The 13816-nt window shown below is 50.9% G+C and carries 12 protein-coding genes; 8 read left to right on the top strand and 4 right to left on the bottom strand.

The genetic code is table 11. The features are described 5' to 3' along the window. Nucleotides 1-49 precede the first annotated feature (49 nt). The 3 genes from deoA to deoD all read left to right on the top strand — a co-directional run bounded on the left by deoA (nt 50) and on the right by deoD (nt 3429). Entirely contained in the window at nt 50-1381 is a 1332-nt protein-coding gene (gene deoA / locus NY07_RS00655; protein WP_033537415.1) for a thymidine phosphorylase, read from the top strand. A gap of 11 nt (nt 1382-1392) precedes the next feature. Continuing rightward, entirely contained in the window at nt 1393-2610 is a 1218-nt protein-coding gene (locus NY07_RS00660) for a phosphopentomutase (protein ID WP_033537416.1), read from the top strand. A 108-nt stretch (nt 2611-2718) separates the two neighbouring features. Next, the gene (deoD, locus tag NY07_RS00665; RefSeq protein WP_033537417.1) at nt 2719-3429 is read left to right on the top strand and encodes a purine-nucleoside phosphorylase; all 711 of its coding nucleotides are present in this window, start codon (nt 2719-2721) and stop codon (nt 3427-3429) included. A gap of 74 nt (nt 3430-3503) precedes the next feature. Here deoD and NY07_RS00670 read toward each other — a convergent pair whose 3' ends face one another. Beyond that, nucleotides 3504-4298, bottom strand: a complete 795-nt coding sequence (locus tag NY07_RS00670) for a YtjB family periplasmic protein (RefSeq protein ID WP_235363871.1) — start codon at nt 4296-4298, stop codon at nt 3504-3506. Between the two features lie 42 nt (nt 4299-4340). Between NY07_RS00670 and serB the strand changes: the two genes are divergently transcribed. Together serB and NY07_RS00680 are read left to right on the top strand one after the other, a co-directional pair. Beyond that, nucleotides 4341-5324 (top strand): phosphoserine phosphatase SerB, encoded by a 984-nt coding sequence (gene serB / locus NY07_RS00675; protein ID WP_033537418.1) that lies wholly within the window; start codon nt 4341-4343, stop codon nt 5322-5324. 253 nt (nt 5325-5577) lie between these two features. Continuing rightward, on the top strand, nt 5578-6492 hold the full coding sequence (locus NY07_RS00680) for an alpha/beta fold hydrolase (protein WP_033537419.1): 915 nt from the start codon (nt 5578-5580) through the stop codon (nt 6490-6492). Here the strand turns inward: NY07_RS00680 and NY07_RS00685 are convergent. Then, entirely contained in the window at nt 6489-8879 is a 2391-nt protein-coding gene (locus NY07_RS00685) for a PilZ domain-containing protein (protein WP_033537420.1), read from the bottom strand. The two genes, NY07_RS00680 and NY07_RS00685, sit on opposite strands and share 4 nt — an antisense overlap. Before the next feature lie 365 nt (nt 8880-9244). Between NY07_RS00685 and radA the strand changes: the two genes are divergently transcribed. After that, nucleotides 9245-10618 (top strand): DNA repair protein RadA, encoded by a 1374-nt coding sequence (gene radA, locus NY07_RS00690; RefSeq protein ID WP_033537421.1) that lies wholly within the window; start codon nt 9245-9247, stop codon nt 10616-10618. Nucleotides 10619-10640: 22 nt separating this feature from the next. After that, nucleotides 10641-11150: a GNAT family N-acetyltransferase gene (locus tag NY07_RS00695; protein WP_033537422.1), complete on the top strand. Its 510-nt coding sequence runs from the start codon at nt 10641-10643 to the stop codon at nt 11148-11150. Nucleotides 11151-11333: 183 nt separating this feature from the next. On the opposite strand, the gene NY07_RS00700 is transcribed toward NY07_RS00695, so the two are convergent. Continuing rightward, nucleotides 11334-11702, bottom strand: coding sequence for a PilZ domain-containing protein (locus tag NY07_RS00700; protein ID WP_033537423.1), 369 nt, complete (start codon nt 11700-11702; stop codon nt 11334-11336). 313 nt (nt 11703-12015) lie between these two features. On the opposite strand from NY07_RS00700, the gene torR reads away from it, so the two are divergent. Continuing rightward, a complete protein-coding gene (torR, locus tag NY07_RS00705) occupies nt 12016-12741 on the top strand; it encodes a two-component system response regulator TorR (RefSeq protein WP_033537424.1) in 726 nt (241 codons plus the stop codon). Here the strand turns inward: torR and torT are convergent. Beyond that, nucleotides 12725-13810, bottom strand: coding sequence for a TMAO reductase system periplasmic protein TorT (gene torT, locus NY07_RS00710; RefSeq protein ID WP_081953739.1), 1086 nt, complete (start codon nt 13808-13810; stop codon nt 12725-12727). The two genes, torR and torT, sit on opposite strands and share 17 nt — an antisense overlap. Nucleotides 13811-13816 lie beyond the last annotated feature (6 nt).

The raw sequence follows: 13816 nt of genomic DNA on the forward strand, positions 1-13816 counted from the left end.
AGTTTGTCACTAAAAAACGATTTTTTGTGACAAATTCGGAGGCAGTACCATGTTTCTAGCACAAGAGATTATTCGTAAAAAACGTAATGGCGAAGCTTTGTCGACCCAGGAGATCCAGTTTTTTGTTCAAGGGATCACTAACAACACGGTTTCAGAAGGTCAAATAGCCGCTTTGGGTATGGCGGTCTATTTCAAAGACATGAACATGGATGAACGTATTGCGCTAACCACAGCCATGCGTGACTCTGGCACCGTTCTCAACTGGAAAAACCTTGGCCTGGATGGTCCTATCATCGACAAACACAGTACTGGTGGTGTGGGTGATGTGATCAGCCTGATGCTTGGCCCCATGGCCGCCGCCTGTGGTGGTTATGTGCCAATGATTTCAGGTCGTGGCCTGGGTCATACAGGTGGAACTCTGGATAAGTTCGATGCTATTCCCGGTTACCAGACAGAGCCAGACAGCGACCTGTTCAGAAAAGTCGTGAAAGAAGCGGGTGTCGCCATCATAGGCCAAACCGGTGATCTGGTTCCCGCCGATAAACGTTTCTATTCTATTCGCGATAATACCGCCACCGTTGAATCCATTTCTCTCATCACAGCTTCTATTCTTTCCAAAAAACTTGCCGCTGGCCTCGATGCACTTGCCATGGACGTCAAGGTAGGTAGTGGCGCCTTTATGCCGACCTATGAAGCCTCTGAAGAGCTTGCCCGCAGTATCACTGCCGTGGCTAATGGTGCAGGCACTAAGACAACAGCCCTGCTCACAGACATGAACCAAGTTTTGGCATCATGTGCCGGTAACGCGGTAGAAGTAAAAGAAGCGGTTGATTTCCTAACCGGTGCTTATCGTAATCCGCGTCTTTATGAAGTGACCATGGGTCTGTGCGCCGAGATGTTACAGCTAGGTGGTCTTGCGGCAAATGAAGCTGAGGCTCGCGATAAGCTGAATAGGGTGTTGGATAACGGTAAGGCTGCAGATGTCTTTGGCCGTATGATCGCAGGCCTGGGCGGCCCGGCAGACTTTATCGAAAACTATGCTAAGTACCTGCCACAATCGCAAATTATTCGTCCAGTGTATGCTGACCGCAGCGGATTTGCTGCTGCGATGGATACCCGGGAGCTTGGCCTGGCGGTGGTGACCTTAGGTGGTGGCCGTCGTAAGCCTGGTGATGCACTCGATTATAGCGTAGGTCTGACTCAGGTATGTGCCCTGGGTGATGAGATCACCGCAGACAAGCCGATTGCCATGGTACATGCGCAATCGGAAAGCGCCTTCGAAGAAGCGGCTGCAGCCGTGAAGAAAGCGATTCACATTGGCGATGAAGCGCCAGAAAAAACACCAGAGATCTATCGGTACATTCGTCAGTCAGATCTCTAGGAGAGTAAAAGATGAAAAGAACAGTCATTATGATGCTCGACTCTTTTGGAGTGGGTGCAGCAAAAGATGCGGAAGCCTTCGGCGACACGGGCTCAAATACCTTCGGTCATATTGCTAAGGCATGTGCCGAGGGGAAGGCAAACGAAGGTCGTGAAGGTCCGCTTAAGCTACCTAACCTGGCCAAACTTGGCCTGGCACTTGCCGCCAAAGAGAGCACTGGCAGCTTTGCTGCTGGCTTCAGTGACGATGTTGAAGTGATTGGTGCTTACGGTCATGCCGATGAGTTGAGCTCGGGTAAAGATACGCCGAGTGGTCATTGGGAAATGGCGGGTGTGCCTGTGCTTTATGAGTGGGGCTACTTTAGCGACTTGAAAAACTCTTTCCCTAAAGAGCTGACCGATAAGATTTTAGAGCGTGCGGGTTTATCAGGTTTTCTGGGTAACTGCCACGCGTCAGGTACTGCGATTCTCGAAGAGCTCGGCGAAGAGCATATGCGCTCTGGACTGCCTATCTTCTATACCTCGGCAGACTCAGTGTTCCAAATCGCTTGTCATGAAGAGACATTTGGTCTGGAAAACCTCTATACCTTGTGTCAGATCGCCCGTGAAGAGCTTGAGCCATACAACATCGGCCGTGTTATAGCCCGTCCATTCGTTGGTAAGGACCCAAGTGATTTCGCCCGTACCGGTAACCGTAAAGACTATGCGGTTGAGCCACCATCAAAGACTGTACTCGACAAGTTAAAAGAGGCCGGTGGTGAAGTGGTGAGTGTGGGTAAGATTGCCGATATCTATGCCCATTGCGGTATTACTAAGAAGGTCAAGGCTACAGGTCTAGAAGACTTGTTCGATGCCACTTTAGAGCAGGTAAAGCAGGCCGGTGACCGTACCATCGTCTTTACCAACTTCGTTGATTTCGACTCTCACTATGGCCATCGCCGCGATATCGCCGGTTATGCTCGCGCGCTGGAGTACTTCGACAGCCGTCTGCCAGAGATGCTGGCTCTGCTGGGTGAAGAAGATCTTCTGCTGCTGACTGCTGACCATGGTTGTGACCCAACTTGGCAGGGTACAGATCATACCCGTGAGCGCGTGCCCGTATTGGCCTATGGCGCTGGCTTAGCACCAGGCTCTTTGGGGCGCCGTAATAGCTTCGCCGATATCGGTCAGAGCATTGCGACTTACTTCGGTCTGGAGCCGATGGAATACGGCGAATCATTTGTCGCCTAGGTGATAAGGATGGCTTCAGGCCATCCTGCTAACATATTAAGATTTGGTGGCTTCATTCGGCCACCGCTACTAGAAAAAGACTTAAGTCTAAAAATAGGGGTTATATAGATGGCTACACCACACATTAATGCAGTTGACGGTGCATTCGCTGATACAGTGTTATTCCCAGGCGATCCACTACGTGCTAAGTACATTGCAGAAACTTTCCTTGAGAACGTTGAGCAAGTGACTGACGTGCGTAACATGCTAGGTTTCACAGGTACTTACAAAGGCGTACGTATCTCTGTGATGGGTTCAGGCATGGGTATTCCTTCTTGCTCTATCTATGCGACTGAGCTGATCAAAGATTACGGCGTGAAGAACCTGATCCGCGTGGGTACTTGTGGTGCGATCAGCACTGACGTTAAGGTACGTGACGTGATCATCGGTATGGGTGCTTGTACTGACTCTCAAGTTAACCGTCTACGTTTCAAAGGCCAAGATTTCGCGGCTATCTGTGACTATGGTTTGTTAAGCGCCGTGGTTAAGGCTGCCGAAGCCAAAGGCACTAAGTACCGCGTAGGTAACGTTTTCTCTGCTGATCTTTTCTACACGCCAGATCCAGAAATGTTCGACGTGATGGAGAAGATGGACGTACTAGGTGTTGAGATGGAAGCCGCTGGTCTATACGGCGTTGCCAAAGAGTTTGGTGCTAAGGCGCTATGTGTGGTAACCGTATCTGATCATATCCGCACCGGTGAAAAGACCTCTTCTGACGAGCGTCAAACCACTTTCAACGAAATGATCGAAATGACACTGGAAGCGGCAATTACACTGTAATTATCACGCAAGTGTTCAGTAAAAACGGGCCTATTGGCCCGTTTTTTTGTGTCTGCTCCGAGATGTTCTAAGGCTTAGCCCGGCTTATGCGGCGCGGAAGAATTGTCTTTATCTTTGGCCAGGGACTGTTTCTTAGCACTGCCTTGCGCTGAGTCACTGGCAGCATCTGGGGAGGTGTCGTTGCTTTCCTGCGCATCACCCGACCCCAAAGTGGCAGCGAGTTTCTTACCCAGTCTGATCTTGGTCTTGCGGCGGTCAAAGTCGGCCCGCTTAAAGGAGAGGGCGCGCGAGAGCAGCATGCCAATCAGGCCGGCGATGATCAGCATCATCTGCTGTTGCTCCATGTTGAGCTGGTGCGCCTCTTTGATCTCGTTGAAGAAGCGCTGCGGCACCAGTCGCACTTCGATATAGCCGAGATTTTTATCATCTTGCAGTACGGCTTCGACATAGGGTGGGTAGGCAGAGAGCAGTGCTTTTAACTCATCAGATTCAGGTTCTAATGGCTCATCGGTGAAGCTCTGGGCGAAGGCTAGGCGTTGCCCTTGCTCACTAAATATGGTCGCCGACATCACTTTAGGATCCAACACCAAAGCGCTGGTGAGCCACTGCAGTTGCTCGTCATTTTGCAGTTGCAGGGCTGGGGCAGCACCATAGGCGGTCTGCTGCACTAATAAACGTGCCATCTTTTGGGTTTGGGACTTTAGAAGCTGCTGGCCTTGTAGTAGGCTAGTTTCCCATAACTGAAACAGCCCCACCATGAGTGCAATGGCGACACTGAACTGTAGCAGTCGCGTTAGCCTTTGGGTCTTTTTGAGTCCTTTAAGAAAAAACACTTTGTACCTGAAGATGATAAGGGTTTTATTAATCATAATGGATTATCTACAAACCCGATACCCGGAGAAGCATGACTAATGGCAAATCAGCGACAAAACGCACTGTTTTCATGGATATACGATGAGATCACCCCAAGCTTTACCTTAGGGGACTGTCATCTATTGCGCCACCAGGAAGCCAAGGCTCCTCAGGCTGGCTTGCGTCTGCGTTTGGTATATCAAGAGCTGATAACAGAAGCCCTGATTGCCGAGCGCATCGCTGCAACGACCAAGGCGTTGAGCATTGCCGTCATCTCGCGTCAAAATGATCTTTACTGCATCGAGCTTTGCCTCGACAAAGAGCCGGGGCAGCTTCTCGCCGAAACCCTTGCGACACTGGATAATGTTGAGCTGTTTCTGATGAGTGAACAGTCACCTAGATTAGACCTGCCTGGGCTCTTGGTAATGGATATGGATTCGACGGCGATTCAGATAGAGTGCATCGATGAGCTAGCTGCCATGGCTGGAGTGGGTGAGGCGGTTGCCGAGGTCACGGAGCGTGCCATGCAGGGAGAGCTGGATTTCGAGCAGAGTTTACGCGAGCGTGTGGCTAAGCTGGCTGGCGCCGATGCCTGCATCATAGATACCCTGTGCGGTAACTTACCTTTGATGCCTGGTCTTAAGGCCATGGTGGCTGAATTACAGGCCCATGGTTGGCGTCTGGTGTTGGCCTCGGGTGGTTTTACTCCCTTTGTCGGTCATCTCAAACAGCTGTTAAATTTAGATGCCGCCTATGCCAACGAGCTGGTGATTGTCGATGGCAAGCTCAAAGGAGAAGTGATTGGCACTGTGGTGGATGCGCAGTTTAAGGCTGACACTGTGCTGCGTAGCGCCGAGACCTGGCAGATACCTCAGGGTCAAAGGTTGGCCATCGGTGACGGTGCCAACGATATCCCCATGGTGCAGGCGGCCGATTTTGGTATTGCTTACCACGCCAAACCTAAGCTTGCGGCGGCTGCCGATGGCAAAATAGCTCAGCTGGATCTGCGCGTGCTGCCCTATATGTTACTCAAGTTGGACTAGCTTACCTATTAGACTCCTTAAGCGGCCCGGGCAGATATTGCCCGGGCTATGAGCAAGTCTACCTACACCCGGGGATTAGGGGTTACGAGCTTAAGGTATCTGGGGGGCTGCGTTTAAAACCTGCGATTTATCATTGATCTGAATACCTTTATTTTTTAACGCTTGTTTTTATTGTCTTGCGAGTGTTTTTCCTTCTTGTTTTATCCCTTTTAACTCAGTAAGTTAAGTTAAAAATTCTAACGGCAGTTTTATTTTGAGTCTCATCCAAGAATCCCGCTTTATTCCCTATCGACAAGGGCAGTTGCATTTGCGCCTGCTTAAGCGTCCCGACGCCGATATGACCCAGGCTCCTATTCTGATGCTCCATGGTGCCATGTCCAACGGCAGGGTCTTTTATAGCGAAAAGGGCAAAGGCCTGGGCTGTTATTTAGCCGAGGCGGGCTTTGTGGTGTATGTCCTCGATACCCTTGGGCGAGGGTTGAGCACGCCCAAATTAAGCGCTGGTGCCAGCCATGGACAGGGCGAAGTGATCCGCGAGCAGCTTCCCTTAGTGCAACATTATATCTTGTCTCAGCACCCAGAGACTCACAAGGTACATTGGTGCGGCCACTCATGGGGAGGGGTCTTGATGGCCAGTGCCATCGCCCGCTTTGATTTGTTCCAGAACAGTGTTGCTTCCTTATTGACCTTTGGTACCAAACGAGCCATCAAGGTGCGCTCCTTTAAAAAATGGTTGATGGTGGATTTAGCCTGGAATCGATTGGCACCGGCAATTGCCGCAGGTCATGGTTATCTGGCTGCCGATCGTTGGCGTATGGGGATGGATAATGAGACTAAGAACTCCTTGCTGCAAAGTATCGACTGGGTCAGAGGCGAGTGGATCGATCATGACGATGGCTTTGATTATGCCAAGGCAGCTAAGGCCCTCGCGGCAGAGAGGGGCTGGCCAAAGGCCTGGTTTATTGCTGGACTCGGCGATGAGGTGCTGGGGAATCCGGCCGATGTGCAGCGGATGATCAAAGAGTGTCACTTTAAGGAGGTGCGTTATACCTTACTATCTAAGGCTAATGGCAACTTACATGACTATGGTCACGCCGAGATGCTTACCCATAAAGACGCCATTAAAGATCACTTTCCTCTGGTGCTGGCTTGGTATCACTCGTTTTAGGTCGGTGATGCCGCTTGCAGCTCTGGGTAGCGCAGTAACACCTCATCTGTGATATCCAGCAGTTCGCCAACCCCTATGATTTGCCACATTAACTGTTCCAGTTTTTTGGCCTTGTGCTGTGCATGCACACCGATATATTCCAGCTCGCGCTTGATATAGTGAATATCCGGCTTACCGGCTGCGCCGCGATAGATACGTAGGGCCATGAAGCGTCCAAGGTTTTGGCTCTGACGGATAAAGTGAATTTGAGCCTGCTTGTCGCCTATCTCTCTTGCCTGTAGACATTTTATCTTGATACGCCCTTGAGATTGGCGAGAGATCTGGACATAGGTTTCAAAAAACTCCAGTCCATGCTGGGGCTTCATTTGCCGAATGGGATTAATAAAGTCATCTTTTAAGTGCCCTTTATCCAGCAGGGCGCTGAGATCATATCGCAGCGCTTCCTGGGTCGTGGCGGCAAAGAGGTCTGCGATCGCATTGGAGTGCTTGCTGACACCTAAGATACTCAATTTCGCCGATTTGCTGGTTTTCTCGATAAAGTAAGGCACTGAGGCCAGCTCTCGCATCAGCAGATTTTTCAGGCCATCGGAGAGTTCCTTCGTATCGCTGTTGGCTTCGGTGAGCTTTCTCAGCTTATCGTGATTGGCCTGGATCAATCGGTTCAGAAAGGCGACCCCCACGTGCGGGGTATGGCCGACCATGGCAGCGAGGTGTATGGTCACGCCGTTCTTACGGGTGCGGATCAGGCGATAGGGCAGCTGCGCCAGGCGAGTTTTACCTGCCAGATGTTGTAACTTGGGAAAGGCGATCATCACGGGCGCCGTGGTATCAAAGTTGGCCGGTTCATCCAGAGTGACCTGCAAGCCTTTACCTGAAATATCTAAGGTAAATCCATGATGTGTCTGTTTATCTTGGCTGACGGTGACCAGCGTCTTAAAGGAGAAACGCGCCTCGTTGCGCCGCTCAGTAAATTGCAGCGACAACAGCTTAATCTGGTCCTCTTGCAGTTTTTGCTGCCCAAAGCGTTTCAGCTCGTTGGCTTGATGACCTTTAGCGTCCCACTGTTCATAATGCGCCAGCACCTCTTCATTGGTCAGATCTATCAGTTGCAGCACATGGGTAAAGCGTTTGAGCTGCGCCTCTGTCAAGGAGGAATAGTAGCTGGAGTCTCCCGGCAGTATGCTGGATTTGTAGGAGGTGTGGTGGTCTATCTCGTGGCTAACGATCTTAAAGATGCGCCAGCTGGCCTTTGTGGTGCCAAAAGACAGAAAGAGTCCCAATAACTCGCTCTGTTTAAGTTCTGCCAGGCTAGCGGAGTAGAAGAAGATGGCGCCTTGAGCCTGAAAGGTAAAGCAGAAAAACAGATTGTGATCAGGGTCCAGAGGCGCATTAAACAGGGCTTGTAAACGCTCATGAGTCAACATGGCACCTAGCTGGCTGACCGATTTCTCATCGACAAAATACTGTTGTAGTTTCTGGTTGTCACGACTTAGTAGCTTATGGGTGATCTTATATTTCCCGTCCAGCTGTTCCACATACAGTGGAAGGTGTGGCAGATGGGGCAGGTAGTGACGCTCAAATCCCAGGCCGGTAGCGGCCACCAGGATGTCATTAATGTCGACCTTATAGCGGAATTTATATCCTTGGATCAGGTTGCCCAGCATGTCTGACAGGGCGTCGCTGCCGCCGATGCGCTTAAGGCGCATCCAGCTGTATTCATGATTGCTCTCAATATCGACCACCTGATATTCGACCCCTTTTTGCAGATCGTCGAAATAATATTCGGCGCTCAGTTCGAGCAATTTGACGATCAGAGGCTGGTCGGTATTGAAGTCGTGATTAACTGGCAAACGAATGCGGGCACCGCCGACCGAGAGGTCGACTGTGATCCCTTTGACCTCGGCGCGTCCAGGTTGTAACACACCGATACGAATCGCATAGTTCATCCGCTCTTCACTACGATTGAAGTAGCTGCCTAAGATGGCACCTCTGGCCACAAAGGGGGTGAGGGCCTTATCGGCATTGGGGTCGCCCTCGCGCGCACGTTGACGGCGCTGCTTGTGCGCCTCCATCACCTGCTCGTAAACCCCTAATGTATATTGCCCCTGATACAGGGCGAGCACTTGCACAAAGTTTTCTTTGGCCGGGGCGTCGAGAAAATGGGTCTGGGCACCACTGCTAAAGGGTTCACAGGCTAACTCAGATTTGTCTCTGAGATCGATAACCCGGGTGCAAGGCGAGGCGAGTCGGTTGAGTTCCATCTTGAGTAAGAAGCGGGTCGAGTTTGATTCTCCCGAGGTCAGGTGCTCAAACAACTCCTGGAAATTGGTTTCCATTAACAGAGGCTTTAGTTGTTCGATTAAGGCCTTATGCTGCTCTAAACTCATGGATAATATCTTTTCGACTCGTAATTGATGGTGCGGCTTATCTACCTGTGTCGGCAGGCTAAGTAAAAACTTGATAGCCCTATGTTTATTAAACACAATTTGCCGACTTTTTCGGCCAACGCGGCTTAATGATAGTCTTTGTAGCAGTGTAAGGTATTTTAACGCCGCTGTGGGAGGAAATTTTATCCGCTGTCGCCTTATTCCCCCTTCGCCGTGCCTGTTGTAAAGGGAGACTACAGCCTGGTTAGATACTCATGTAGAATGCGGCCAAGACGCGGCGTCGATAACAGAGCCCTTAGTGCATCATAAGAGCAAGCGGTTCTCGGCCCCCAAATGGAATGTAAAGATGGCGATCAGATAACAATATGGCGAAGAACAAAACAGCATACGTGTGCAGTGAATGTGGTCAGGACTTTCCCCGCTGGCAGGGGCAATGTAATGCTTGCGGCGAATGGAACACCATCACCGAAGTGCGTCTGGCACCGGCCAAGTCCAATAGCAGCTCAGTTGCCGGTTACGCGGGAGCGGTAGGCGGTGGCTCTAAGAAACTCAGTGAAGTGGAGGAGTTTGAGGCCAAGAAACTGCTCACCGGCATCGGCGAACTGGATCGTGTGTTGTGCGGCGGTCTCACTACAGGCTCGGTTAATATTATCTCTGGCGATCCTGGCGCCGGTAAGACCACCATCTTGTCGGATCTGGTGTCACGTATGTCGCAGCTCATGCCATCGCTTTACTGTACCGCTGAAGAGTCTTTATCGCAGTTTAAGAACCGGGTTAACCGTCTCAAGTTACAATGTAACGAAGATAATCTTTACTTAATGGCTGAGACCAATGTGGAAGCCATCATTGCCGAGCTGGAAGCCAAACAGGTTAAGTTTGCGGTGATCGACTCGATTCAGGCCGTAGTGACCGACTTGGCTAACGGCAGCCCAGGATCGCCGTCTCAGGTCAAAGGCAGTGCCCAGGCGCTCACCCAATACTGTAAGCAAAACAATGTCACCATGTTCCTGGTGGCCCACGTCAACAAGAACAATGAAACCGCCGGCCCGCAGACCCTTATTCATATCGTCGACTGCCTAACCCATCTTGAGTGTAACGATGGTCAGGTGCGTACCCTGAGGGCGAACAAGAACCGTTTTGGCGACGTGGATACCGTGGGGATCTTCAGAATGACAGAGCGGGGTATGATAAGTGTCGATAATCCCAGCGAGATCTTCTTATCTGGTTCCACCACAGAATCACCCGGCGCGGCGATCACTTGTATTCGTAAGGGCAATCGAAATTTACTGCTGGAGATCCAGTGTCTGACTACTGAGGTGGAAGGAGAGTTTCCCCAGCGGGTGTGTGTGGGTCTCAATATGAATCGGATCAAGATGCTCACCGGCATATTGCGCAAGCATACCCGCACCAAGATCTATCACGATACCTATTTTAACTTGGTCGGCGGGCTCAAGATTGATGAGTCGGAGACCTGCATCGACCTGGCCTTGGTGACAGCCCTGCTGAGCAGCTTGAACGAGTTTGTGGTGCCCAGAACCACCTGCATCATGGGTGAGCTGAGTCTCAATGGCGATGTCCGCCCTATCGACAGCGGCGTGCCCAGAGTCAAAGAGGCGGTGCAGCATGGTTTTACCGAGATCTTTATTCCCTATCGTAACTATCATAAATCGATGGAAGGGCTAGGTGCCAAGATCAATCCTATTAAGACAATCCACGAGCTGCTAGAGCTGATTAGTTAGTGCTTAGGTGTTCAAGGTAAAGATGCAGATAAGAATACGAAACGAAGTACCGGCTGATATTGCCGCAATTTATGCGCTGACAGAGGCGGCTTTTCTCGATGCGCCCCACACAGACCATACCGAGCAGTATATCGTGAATGCCCTGCGAGAGGCTGGCGCGCTGGCGATATCATTGGTTGTAGAATGCGAGGGGCGCTTGGTCGGTCACTTAGCACTCTCATTGGTGACCATATCGGATAACAGCCCACACTGGTATGGACTCGGTCCCATCTCAGTGCTGCCCGAGATGCAGGGAAAAGGGATTGGCAGTCAGTTGATGCAAGCGGGTATTGAAGCGTTAAAAAAAGCAAAGGCCAACGGCTGCGTCTTATTGGGTGAGCCCAAGTTTTATCAGCGTTTTGGCTTTGCACCTAAGACCGGGCTCGTGTTGCCGGGTGTACCTGAGGCGTATTTTCTTGCCCTTAAGCTTGCCGCTGAGCAGCCTGTGGGTGAGGTTAGCTATCACGCTGCCTTTCAGGTGAAAGGTGAATAGTCGTAATTAACATTGCCTGTCACTCGTTAAATGCCGCGACTTTGAGATTGGGTAATTTCGCTTGTTTGGCAATGCCCCTTTTTCGGCAGAGGTTTGGTTTTTCACAGAGATTAAAAAGGGGACGCTATGTCCCCTATTATTTGTATTGAGCTTAATGCCCTACTTATGCCCTAAGTAATGCATCTACCCTTGATCATGTACTTCGATAAACATCTTGAGTTCGCGGTCAAGCAATGAGGCGTCACCAATATTGAGCTCTAACATGCGCCTTAAGTGGCTGATGCTGTCGATATCGATATGTGAACACTCGAGTCCCAACTGCCCGCCTTGTTGATGGATAAGTTGGGTTTCCATGGTCACTTCTACATCCGAGCCGTCCAAGGTGAAGCTGAGTTGCAGCGGGCCAGGGCTTGGCGCGAAGTCTTGTGGCTGTTCGACCAAGGCTCCATTTAGGCTAAGGTCATGAAGCTTGGTCGACCATACTTTATCTTCTTGGGTAAGCGTCGCATTGACATCGAAGAAGATGCGCGAAAATTGCCGCCTTTCATCCATAATCTGTCCCTTGCTTCAGTGTGTGAGCCTTGCTTTATTAAGCTAAGCATAAGCTAACATGGGCCGAGTGTAAAAATCTTGATTTATATTTAGCTTTAGGCACTTGAAGCTACATTTTTCGACTCAAACTTCCTCGTGATGTTCTGATGCGTTAATCCCCCTGTTTTAATCGCTAGGTCTTGATCCCAATGCCTGAGTCTGTGATGGGTAAAAGCCGCGTCAGATCTCATAATTGAGATAAAGCTTATATGCAATTATGAAAAATTGTGAATAATAGCCTTAACCTTTATTTAACGTGTCTGGGAGCGGGGTCATGGCCCTAACTTCGTTACAACCTTGTGTGCTTGTGGTCGATGATGAGGCGGTGATCCGTGCTCGCCTAAAAGGCTATTTCGAGAAAGAGGGTTACCGTGTACTCGAAGCCGCCGACGGTGAAGAGATGTGGCAGCAGTTTAGTCAGCAACATATCGATCTCGTGATGCTGGATATCAATCTGCCAGGTGTTGATGGCTTAAGCCTTACCCGTGAGCTGCGCAGCCGCTCCGACGTGGGGATCATTCTGGTTACCGGACGCGATGAGGCGATCGATAAGATCATCGGTTTAGAGATGGGGGCGGACGATTATGTGACCAAGCCGTTTGAGCTGCGTGAACTATTGGTTCGGGTAAAGAATCTGCTCTGGCGCATCTCTCTGGTGAAAAAGGCGCAGCAACAGGCGATTGCGGAGCTTGAGCGCTGTGATGACCTTATCGAATTTGAAGACTATTGCCTGGCGCTTAACAGTCGCAAGCTCTCCAAGGGGGAGGAGGTGATTAAGTTAACTAAGGCCGAATTTGAACTGCTCACTGCCTTTGTGCTGCATCCGCAGCAGGTGCTGAGTCGCGAGCGTTTGATGCAGCTGACCAGTCATCGCAATCAGGATGTCAACGACAGAACCATAGATGTGATTATTCGCCGCCTGCGTAATAAGCTAGATGCTGAACTCTTTGTGACTGTGCATGGCGAAGGGTATCTGTTTGCCGCTAAGGTTGACGACTAGCGCTGGGTGCGTCGACCCGGTAGATGGGGTAGAAATCTGCCGGGGCCAGGCTGCCTGTCAGTTTTTTGATCTCGATATTATCTGGGGTCAGCGTCTTTATCTTGGGGCCGATATCGCCAAAGGGCCCTTCGCCTTCGAGTTCCCGCACCGTAATATCTATGGCAAGCCTGCCTTGTAATATCACCTGATCGTCACTGCTAAACGCGACCTTATGCCGATAGAGCCCTCTGAGGGTCGCCGGAGAAAGGTAACTGCTGACCAGTGCAATATTTGCGGGCGTGGCTTGCTGTGCCAGAGCGCCGATGGCGGCCTCTATGGCGACGGCGCTGCCGAGGATATAGTCAGGTTGATGATCGCCCAGTAGATGGTGTAGCTGATCCCGGTAAAGGTCGCGGTTGTTATCGGCATGGCGGTTAGAGGAGATAGTCACTTGACTGCCTTGCAGGGCGGCCATGATGCCTTGCTCAACCCAGGCACTCCCCCCCAGTTTTTCCGGGCCGGTCAATAGCGCTAGGCGTGCAGCTTTGTCTCCAGCGGTGCGGCGGATGTAATCGCCGGCGTGCCAGCCCATCTGATACCAGTTGACGCCGATTCGTGTGGTTACCAAGGGACTGTCTAGCCGGTTGACCAGGGCGATGATGGGTTTACTGATCTGCCACTGATAATGATTCATTAGCAGCGGATCGACCGTGCCAAGTAAGATGGCGTCGAAATCATTTTTCATGCAGTAATTGAGTTGCTCTAGCTGCTTGGCCTTACCGTAGTAGCTACCGGCTTCAAACAACTCAAGGGCAATACCTAACTGCTTAGCTCGGCTAACCAGGCCATAGTCTATGCCGATCCAGTAGGCATCTTTGAGATGAGGAACCAAGACGCAAATTCGCCAAGGGGTTTGTGCCTTAGTTAGTGGCTGATAGGCCAGTTTATTGACCTCCTGTATTTTAGCGTTGTAGGGGCGTCGCTGCTCAAGGGGCCAGGTGGTGTCAGCAAGAGCCTGAGCCTGCATGCACAGGCAGGCAAAAAACGTCAGCAAGGGCAGGAAAAATCGATATTTATTATGCTTCACCACGGGGCA

This window comes from Shewanella sp. ECSMB14101 (assembly GCF_000773485.1).
In the GTDB taxonomy this organism is placed as follows: domain Bacteria; phylum Pseudomonadota; class Gammaproteobacteria; order Enterobacterales; family Shewanellaceae; genus Shewanella; species Shewanella marisflavi.